Below are 8,773 nucleotides of genomic sequence, written 5' to 3'. Positions count from 1 at the left end.
AAGCTCCTCGTTGAGAGTGTTGACGACAAAATTAAGCAGGTGCTCTTCTTCGATCTGATTGTCTGCTTGGTTTGGTTTCACACTACGTCCAAGCAGACACTTCCTCTAACCCGATGTGATCGACTGATCCTCAGTAAGGCGATCCATGCGGTCTAATGCTGTCTCGATAGCAAGGAGATGTTCGCTGTCACACTCTTCTTGTGCGAGTTCTAATCGCCCTTCAGCGACGTTCAGTGGATTCCGAAGATCGTGGCTGAGAACGCCTGCGAACTCGTCGAGGCGATCCCGTTCCCGCTGGAGGGACCGCTCGTGCTCTTTGCGGTCCGTGATTTCATGCCCTTCCGGAACGAGAAATCTAACACTCCCTTGCTCATCGGTCACGGGACGTACCGAGAAATCGATGATCGCCTCTCGGTCGGCTCCCTGGAGGTGCAGCTCGTGATGGACGAAGTCTCCATCAGCCGCCCGTTCAACGGCGGACTGTGCCCGCTCTCTGGTCTCTTGAGAATATTGGAACAACGGTAGCTTCCACATTTTTTGCCCGACGACCTCATTGCGGTCATGGCCCGCGAACTCCAGTACGGTGTCGTTCGCTTCGAGTACTGTTCCGTCAGGCTCCAGCAAGCCAGTGAACTGATAGGTCTGATTGAAAACGGCCTCGTATCGTCGTCGCTGTTCTTCCTGATCGCTAATATCCTTATAGACCCACAAGTGACCATCTCCATCCGGAAGTTCGACTGGTCGGTAATCGCGCTCGAAGATGCGGTCATCATGGAGCACTAATCGTTCGTTATCTATCGGTTCACGGTCGGCCACCAGCTGATTGGTTCGTTCAACGAACTGGTTGGATTCGACGAACGTATCGCTGACCTGCTCAGTCAACTGTACACAGTCGGTACCGTGGACATCTTCCGGTGGTCCGGAAAATTCGAAGAGGTCAAGCAGGTGATTGTTCACCGCGAGCACGTTCCGGTCGGCATCTTCTGCAAGGACGCCGACGGGAAGCGTTTCGAACAGTGTCGAGAGCACGGCGTTCGCCTGTTCTAGTTCCTGCTGGCGCTCACGTTGTTCGGTGACTTCGGCGAAGTAGAACCCAATCCCCCCTTCGTTTTTCGGATAGATGTCGATGTCGAACCAACCGTCGAGCTGGGAGAAGTATTCGACAAACGAGGTGGGTTCTCGGGTTTCCATGACCTGTCGATATTTCGCTTCGAATCGAGTGTCGAGCGCCTCGCTGAAGACCTCCCAGAAATCCCTCCCAAGGAGATACTCCTCATCCATCTCGTAGAGTTCCTCAGCCTGCTGATTGACGAGGGTGAACCGCCAGTCCGAATCCACCTCGACGATGGCATCGGTTACGCAATCGAGGACAGTTTGGAGCCGTTGCTCACGTTGTCGAACCGCCTGAGAAGCCCGGTAATGCTCGATGGCGTTCGAAACGGTATTGGCCAGCACGGTATACTGATCCGTACCCGTTTGTTTCTGAAGGTAATCGGTGACTCCTGCCGAAATCGCGTCACTCGCAATTTCCTCGGTGCCTTTTCCGGTGAACAGGATGAACGGGAGATTGGGAAATTCTTCTCGAAGCTCTTCGAGAAACTCGATGCCATTACAGCTGGGCATGTCGTAATCGGAGATGACGCAGTCGAACGTCTGCTCGGAAAGCTGGTCCAGACCGTTGCTGGCGCTGTTTGCCTGCACAATCTCGAATCGATCATCTGCACGCTCGAGGTAAATGCCGACCATCTCCGAGAGGTCGGGCTCGTCATCGACGTGAAGGACGCGGAACGTTTCCAAAGGTTGTTCTGCCTTGGCCGCGGGTTTGTGGTCACCTCTGGGCGTTCGTTGCATACCCTAAATAGAAGAGCCGGACGGATGTGTTTGGCCCTTTCGTTAGAATTGTTTTTATATACTATTACTTAAGTCGCATAATCGTACTTGAGAGTAACCGTCGAGTTCCTCTCTGTAGCCGGGACCCAACAGCTTGCGGTGAAATCCCGAGTTCGTTCGCTACGTCCTGCCGGGTTGCCTCTCGCGGCGAATCATAATACCCGAGCGTGTATGCGACCGTCATTGCTTCGCGCTGTGCGTCGGTCAGGTCGTACTCTTGGCCCGATTCTATTGGTGAGAGTGCGTGAAGTTTCGTAAGTTCCAGAGGGATGTCATGGTCTCGACAGTACGACTGGAAGTCGGCGAGATCCTGTCGGGAATCGGCCCGAAATTCGAACGACCACTGGTTTTCTCTCCCAATCGCAGAAATCAGGTTCACATTGGTTTCGATAATTGCTGTCAAGACGCTCTCATACTCCAAGTCCCAGTCGATGCGAATGAACGCTGCCTCATCAACGTCATCAATCACCCGAATGTCGCGGATACCCGGGTGCGTGACGTTCTTCATCGAGATGTTCTCGATTTCGATATCTCGAACCCAGAAATACGGGATAATAAATTCGTTTGTCGGAACGACGCGGTCTAATTCGATTTCGGCGCCGGGAAACTCCGAGAAGACTGCAGCCAGTGGAAACTCACCGTCAGTCGCAGTGAACGTCGCTTCAATTGCCATGGGCAATATATGGGCGACCATTGAAAAGATGTATTGGCTAATTCAATGTCGTCGATGTTTGTTTCCTACAATATTCGAGAATATAAATCCGAATGCCGTTCTAACTGACGGCTGTTTCAGCGGGAAAGGTATCGGATCAATAGGATTTCAACAGAGCCCTTTAGGTGTAACGTTATACCCCGACGATCAGCAATGAAGATGTTGTGGTCAAAATCTTGACTCACCTCAGCTTCTATATCATTCATTCATATAAATATCAGAAGAAAATATTTCACCTAACGGTGGTTTCAACTTAGGTATCGGCATTCTGCCTGGTCGACTGTTGGATAGCAATGGTGGCGACGTTGACGCCGTATTCGGCAGTTCGACGGAGACTATCGAGGACGAGACCGAGAACATACGCCTCACCCGGCACGTCATGGTCGTAGAGCTCTCGGTCTACGTCGTCGAGTTGGTCCTGTAAGCGGTCGTACTTACCAAGGGCTCCGTTAGCGGCTTCGATACCACCCCCGGTCAGGATCGCATCGGCTGCATCGTCAATGATCCCACGAGTCGACTTTCCCAATGAAGCGAACTCCTCGGCATACTGTTTGGGTATCGACGCCTCCGAGTTGAGTGTGAACCCCGCCATCTTCTCGGCGTGATCGGCTATCCGTTCAAACTGTCGGGCGGCATAGTAGTACTCGAACAGTTCGTCACGGCTATGCTCCAGTTTTTTGACCTCGTAGAGATTCGATAGCGACCGCCGGAAATGGCGGGTGATCATCGCAAACAATTTGTCGGCTTCGCTGTCGCGGGAAACGACGCGTCGAGCCAGTTCCGTATCGCCGTTGATAACCGCATCGAGGCCATCCCGGTGCATCGATAGCATTACCAACCGAAGTCGAAGCACGCTCTTGCGGACATCGACGTTCTCGGCGGCGATGAGGTTCGTCAGTTTGATTCGATGATCCGTCGCCTCCATGAGTTCGAATCCCGAAAGCTCCTGGAGGGTTTCTTCGATTACGTGCCGCCGCTCGGGATCGTGTCCCGACGAGTCAGTTAGTGTTACCGAGTCGAAACCAACCGCGTGGAGGGCGAGAATCCGCTGGCGGAGTGCCTTGTCGGTTGCCGTCGACACATCGACAGTCACTGTTCGGTCGGCAGTCGATCGGTCGGTCGTCGCTTCGATGAGTAAGGAACTGTCCCCATTCGGATGTAACGCGAGTACGGACCCAGCGTCGATGCCGTGTTCTTGAGCCCACTTCTTCGGAAGCGAAACAGTATATGTTGTGCCACCGGATAGCTGTACCTTGCGTGTTTCCATATGGAATATACTCATTGGTTCGACTGTTTGATGTTTTATATGAGATAACAACTCACATGGTAAGCAATATATAGCGATATGGGTACGGTGGATCTACTTGCTGTCTCTAGAGTGTACAGGGCCACGGTTAGATCGCGGTAGTCCGGACCAGTACAGACTGGTACAGACAGTCTGTGGGTCACGGCTATATTCGGGCATCGGATTGTTGGGAGTATGTCCCGTCGTATGTGGCACCCTCGGGGAAACGCTGGCTATCAGGGCCGTGATGCAACACTCACCCAAGTAATCGAAGCCATCGACCGCACGGCACCGGGCACGAAAACACGGCTCGCCGAGACGGTCGGCATCTCCGAACAGTATCTCTCAGAACTCCTCGGCGAACTCAAAGGAGAAGACATCGTTCGGAAGGCCTACGTCGTCGACAACGATCAACTGTACAGATCGGCGCGAGGGATTTCGAACCTCTCTACATCGAATCCTCTCTCAACGGACGAGTCAGTCCCCGAAATCGATCAGTCGACCGAGGCAGCCGACCGCGGGCGTACCGTCGTGGAACTTCTTGAACGACTCAACGACGTTACGTCGGCGCAGTACGCCGCCGCCCACGAGGCGTTTGTCGGTGAGGACCCCGAACAGTCGGCAGATACGCTCGAATCACTGGCCAACGAGCGGTACTCGGCGGTCTTGAGTGAACTCAAAAACTACACGCTAACGACCGACTGGCCCGGTAACCGCGTCGCCGCCGATCTTTCGACGATCGCCACCAACCTCGAAATCGTTGGCGACCGTGCTTGTTTCATCGCCGATATGGTCGACCGCGAACACCGACCAGCCACGGGCGTCATCGAGGAGCGCGTCGTCGACATCTTCGAAGCGGGAGCATCGATCAACGATGCACTCGGAGCCATCCTCTTTGAATGCGATCTCGACGCCCACGACAGGCTCATTACGCTCGAAGAGACGGTCCACCGGGATCTCGACGAACTGTTCGAACTGGTGACCGCCTACGATCCGGAGCTGTACGGCTATCTCGTTTCGATCACTCGTGCCCTCGAACGGGCAATCTACTACTGGGTCGACGCTGCCGAGATCGCCGTCCGACTCCACTCGGGCCTCCAACCGGATCACGTCATGATCTGACTGTTCGTCCCAATAGCCCGACGAACCCTAGTCCGACGAGGGCTCCGGCTGCAAGCATCGGGAACGCAGCCGTGTAGCCGCCCCAGTCGAGGGCAATCCCGAAGACGACAGGTGAGATGATCGTCGTCGAAAAGCCGACCAGCGACTGCACTGAGAGCGCTGTCCCGACGTGTTCGTCGGAGACGACCTCGGTCACGAGCGTCGACGTTGGCGCGCTGTCGAGTGCGAGGACAACCCCGTAGACGAGGACTACACCAACCAACAGTGGCGTCGTCAGTCCTCCGATGAAGCCGAAGACAGCACTCACAAACGCGCTCGCCCCGAGACCGATTGCGAGTACAGCTTGCCGGTCAATACGATCACTCAGCCAGCCCCCGGCGAGGTTCCCCACACCGCTGGCGACGATCATCGCCCCGACGACGAGGCCAGGGATAACTGTCGACCCGGTGGCCGCAAAGGCTGGTGTAGCGACCAGAAACGCTAATAGCCAGCCTCTGACACCGAACAGTTCCCAGTTGTGCCACGCGTAGATGCCGACCGCCAGCAGATACGGTCGGTTTCGGAACAGTGACCAGCCGATCCCTGATGCTGTGGGTTCGACACGATTCGGGGCGTCCCGCGTTGCGACCACGATAAGTGGCGAAATTACCAACCCACCAACACTTGTTGCGGCGATGGCGACCCGCCAATCAACTGCTTCGGCGACTGCAGTGGCGAACACGAACGAGAGGCCGCTACCGAGTTCGAACGTCCCGATGTAAGCTCCGAGAGCCTGCCCCCGGACAGTCTTGGGGAACCAATCGCTGAGAAACCGCATTCCCGGAACGTAGACGCCAGCCACAAAGAGCCCCGAGAGAAATCGGAGGGCAACTCCGAGGATGATCCCGTCGGCGAGGGCGGCGAACGCGAGGCTCGGGAGCGCGGTCCCGGCTGCCCCAACGGCGATCACCCACCGCGGCGAGTAGCGGTCAGCGAGCCAGCCAGCGGGGAGAATCGAGAGCAGATAGCCAGCTTGGAACGCACCGAAGACAGCCCCTGCCTCGATTCCAGTGAGCCCCCACTCCTCGGTCACCTGCGGTAGGACGGCGGCGTAATTGAACCATATCAATGCCGAGCAAAACAGTGTGGTCGCAGTCACCGCCAGAACGCGTCGACGGTCACGGACGTGGGCTACCTCAGTGACGCCGTCGACATCTACCACGCCATCAGCATTCGACGCGCTGCTAGCATCTGACGGGCCGTCGACTGACGACGAGGGACTCACGCGTGATCGGCGTGGCCGTCGACGGGTTTAACAGGGACTTCGGGCGCGTACCGCGAGAGGAACGAGTCGAGATCACGGAAGGCCGCAAGTCGCTCGGCCAGCACGTCGTGGTCCCAGTGCCACCATTCGGTCGCATCGAGGCGTGCGGCGATCTCCTCGGAAAACCGTCTTTTGATCGGCTCTGCGGGCACCCCAGCCACGATTGTGTAGGGGTCGACGTCTTTCGTTACGACCGAACCAGCAGCAACGACTGCGCCGTTTCCGATCTCGACGCTGGGGAGCACAGTTGCACCGTGACCGATCCAGACGTCGTGGCCGACTGTAACTGGCTGGTCGGCCCGCCACTCGAAAACCGACTCGTCGTCCTCTCCGAGGTCGTACATCTCGGCTCGGTAGGTGAAATGGTGGGCAGTCGGTCGCTCAATCGGGTGGTTAGTCGGTCCCAGTCGGGCATCGGAGGCGACGTTACCGAACTTTCCAATGGTCGTGTGGTCCAACTGGACGCGCTCCATCAGATATGTGTAATCTCCGATTTTCGATTCGTTGAGTCGACAGCCCTGACGGAGTTCGGTCCACGCGCCGAGTTCGCTCTCGGAGATCGCGACTGGATCGTGGATCGTCGGCTCGGGACCCAGTTTCCGAGTTCGGTCCGGTCCGTAAGACTCGATATAGGTCGTCATTGGTCGCTACCGGCGCCCCATGGCCGACCGTGCGATCTTGGCCGGAGCGGTGACGAACGCTTCGAGGATGCCGGTTCGCTCTACCTCCTCGTCGTCACGGAGGTACGAGCGGAGCCGCTGGCTCAGTAGTTCGACTGTTCCGGCAAGCAGAATCACGAGGATGATACAGGCCATCATCTCGGTGTAGTTGAACGTCCGCCGCTGGACGTTGAGTTCGAGTCCCAGCCCCCCAGCCCCGATGAGCCCGAGGCTAATGGCTACCCGAACGTTGTGTTCGAGGTCAAAGGCGAGCCACGCGATAAACTGCCGGAACACTTGGCTCAACATCCCGAAGGAGATGATCTGTGGCTTGTTTGCTCCCGTACTGCGAATCCCTTCGATGGGCCCATCGGCTATTTCTTCGAGTTCGTCGGTGAACAGTCGACCGAGGTAGCCACCGGTGTCGATCATCACTGCTAGCGTCGCAGTAAACGGCCCGACACCCCCAAGCGGGATGAGGATGAGCACCCAGACCAACGCCGGAATCGCCCGAATGACACTCATAGTCAGTCGGAAGGCGAAGTTGAATGGGTAGGGAACGACGCGCTCGCTGGCCATCACACCGAAAAACAGCGCGAGCGGCAGACCAAGCGCTGTCCCCGCGATGGCAATAGCGACTGTCACCTGCGAGGCTGCAAACAGTTCGGCTTCGACCATGAACTCCCAGTACTGCATCACGTCGACGAACGGAATGAGATCGAAGTAGAGCGTCGGCGGGAAGTACCCAGTTAGCGCCTCGCCAAACTCCGGCAGCTGACGGTACAGCTCGGCCAGCGAAAACCCGACAGTCGAGAGACTCCAATTAAAGACAGCGGCAAACGCGAGTAAGCCAACGAGACCCCAGAGCCGGCGGATCGTCTTCCGTCGTTTGATATCTTGGAGCTTTTTGTCGACTGCTGACGAGCCTCCCTCACCGAACCCCAGATATGTTCGGAGTTCGTCGATGCGTGAAGGTTTGGAACTCACGTTTCGGCCCCCAGTGTGGGCTGGTCGGTCGACGGAATCTCCGGCGGGTCGGTCTGCTGGGCAAGTCCGACCGTCTCGACACTCCCGTAGAGTTCGTCGACGAGTTCGGGTGTGAGTCCATCCTGGTCGACATCGAACAGCAGTTGGCCGTCTCGAAGCCCGATGAATCGCTCGCCGAAGTGGGCGGCGATATTGACCTGATGGAGGCTCACCAGTGCGGTCACCTCGTGAAGCCCTGCAGCCTTTTTTAAATAACCCATCACGGTCTCAGCACTCGAGGGATCTAGACTGGCGACCGGTTCGTCGGCCAACACCAACCGTGGATCTTGGACCAGTGCGCGGGCGATGCCGACCCGCTGTTGTTGGCCACCGCTCATCTGGGAGACGTGCTGGTGGGCTTCGTCGAGAAGCCCGACGGTTTCGAGGGCTTCAAGCGCGTCTTTTTTTGTCGACCGATCCTGCTGTTGGAGGAGGCTCTCGAACGTCGAGGAGCTATTCAAAGACCCGGTCAGCGCGTTTACATACGCTGAGAGTCCCTCAACGAGGTTGTGCTGTTGGAAGATCATCCCCACGTCCGGCTGGGAGCCAACGATCGGCTCGCCGTCGAGCCGTATCTCGCCGCTCGTCGGCTCGGTGAGGCCGTTGATACACCGGAGTAGCGTCGACTTTCCGGCCCCTGATTCGCCGAGCAGCACGACGAACTCGTCATCGATCTCGAAGGAGACGTCTTCGAGTGCAGTCACGTCGCCGTACTCCTTTGTCAGATTCTCGATTGTAAGCGTGCTCATGATAACTGAAAATTTCGTGGTGAGCTG

The 8,773-nt window shown here is 56.9% G+C and carries 8 protein-coding genes; 1 reads left to right on the top strand and 7 read right to left on the bottom strand.

All coding sequences use genetic code 11. The features are described from left to right. Positions 1-105 precede the first annotated feature (105 nt). From NO877_RS18845 to NO877_RS18835, 3 genes are all read right to left on the bottom strand, one after another. Entirely contained in the window at positions 106-1,851 is a 1,746-nt protein-coding gene (locus NO877_RS18845) for a hybrid sensor histidine kinase/response regulator (protein ID WP_256397843.1), read from the bottom strand. 64 nt (positions 1,852-1,915) lie between these two features. Continuing rightward, positions 1,916-2,563: a helix-turn-helix domain-containing protein gene (locus NO877_RS18840; protein ID WP_379827691.1), complete on the bottom strand. Its 648-nt coding sequence runs from the start codon at positions 2,561-2,563 to the stop codon at positions 1,916-1,918. 292 nt (positions 2,564-2,855) lie between these two features. Next, the gene (locus tag NO877_RS18835) at positions 2,856-3,869 is read right to left on the bottom strand and encodes a phosphate uptake regulator PhoU (RefSeq protein ID WP_256397841.1); all 1,014 of its coding nucleotides are present in this window, start codon (positions 3,867-3,869) and stop codon (positions 2,856-2,858) included. Positions 3,870-4,082: 213 nt separating this feature from the next. On the opposite strand from NO877_RS18835, the gene NO877_RS18830 reads away from it, so the two are divergent. Then, complete coding sequence (locus NO877_RS18830) at positions 4,083-5,009, top strand: phosphate signaling complex PhoU family protein (protein WP_256397840.1); 927 nt, start codon at positions 4,083-4,085, stop codon at positions 5,007-5,009. On the opposite strand, the gene NO877_RS18825 is transcribed toward NO877_RS18830, so the two are convergent. The 4 genes from NO877_RS18825 to NO877_RS18810 are packed head-to-tail and all read right to left on the bottom strand — an operon-like array spanning position 4,999 to position 8,746. Further along, positions 4,999-6,273 carry an MFS transporter gene (locus NO877_RS18825; protein ID WP_256397839.1) on the bottom strand — a complete coding sequence of 425 codons (1,275 nt, stop codon included), beginning with the start codon at positions 6,271-6,273 and terminating at the stop codon, positions 4,999-5,001. The two genes, NO877_RS18830 and NO877_RS18825, sit on opposite strands and share 11 nt — an antisense overlap. Next, positions 6,270-6,953 (bottom strand): DapH/DapD/GlmU-related protein, encoded by a 684-nt coding sequence (locus tag NO877_RS18820; RefSeq protein ID WP_256397838.1) that lies wholly within the window; start codon positions 6,951-6,953, stop codon positions 6,270-6,272. The genes NO877_RS18825 and NO877_RS18820 overlap by 4 nt, the downstream gene beginning before the upstream one ends. Before the next feature lie 6 nt (positions 6,954-6,959). Beyond that, positions 6,960-7,958, bottom strand: a complete 999-nt coding sequence (gene phnE, locus NO877_RS18815; protein ID WP_379827688.1) for a phosphonate ABC transporter, permease protein PhnE — start codon at positions 7,956-7,958, stop codon at positions 6,960-6,962. Continuing rightward, positions 7,955-8,746: a phosphonate ABC transporter ATP-binding protein gene (locus NO877_RS18810; RefSeq protein ID WP_256397837.1), complete on the bottom strand. Its 792-nt coding sequence runs from the start codon at positions 8,744-8,746 to the stop codon at positions 7,955-7,957. The genes phnE and NO877_RS18810 overlap by 4 nt, the downstream gene beginning before the upstream one ends. Positions 8,747-8,773 lie beyond the last annotated feature (27 nt).

Origin of the sequence: Halohasta litorea (assembly GCF_024494645.1) — an archaeon.
GTDB lineage: Archaea > Halobacteriota > Halobacteria > Halobacteriales > Haloferacaceae > Halohasta > Halohasta litorea.
The sequence above is the reverse complement of the archived record's forward strand: the minus strand, read 5'-3'. Positions and strand labels throughout refer to the sequence as shown.

What these genes read in the sequence shown, in the direction of transcription:
- NO877_RS18830 (WP_256397840.1), top strand. Translation starts at nt 4,083, where the DNA reads ATGTCCCGTCGTATGTGGCACCCTCGGGGAAACGCTGGCTATCAGGGC.
- NO877_RS18840 (WP_379827691.1), bottom strand. Translation starts at nt 2,563, where the DNA reads ATGGCAATTGAAGCGACGTTCACTGCGACTGACGGTGAGTTTCCACTG.
- NO877_RS18820 (WP_256397838.1), bottom strand. Translation starts at nt 6,953, where the DNA reads ATGACGACCTATATCGAGTCTTACGGACCGGACCGAACTCGGAAACTG.
- NO877_RS18835 (WP_256397841.1), bottom strand. Translation starts at nt 3,869, where the DNA reads ATGGAAACACGCAAGGTACAGCTATCCGGTGGCACAACATATACTGTT.
- NO877_RS18810 (WP_256397837.1), bottom strand. Translation starts at nt 8,746, where the DNA reads ATGAGCACGCTTACAATCGAGAATCTGACAAAGGAGTACGGCGACGTG.
- NO877_RS18845 (WP_256397843.1), bottom strand. Translation starts at nt 1,851, where the DNA reads ATGCAACGAACGCCCAGAGGTGACCACAAACCCGCGGCCAAGGCAGAA.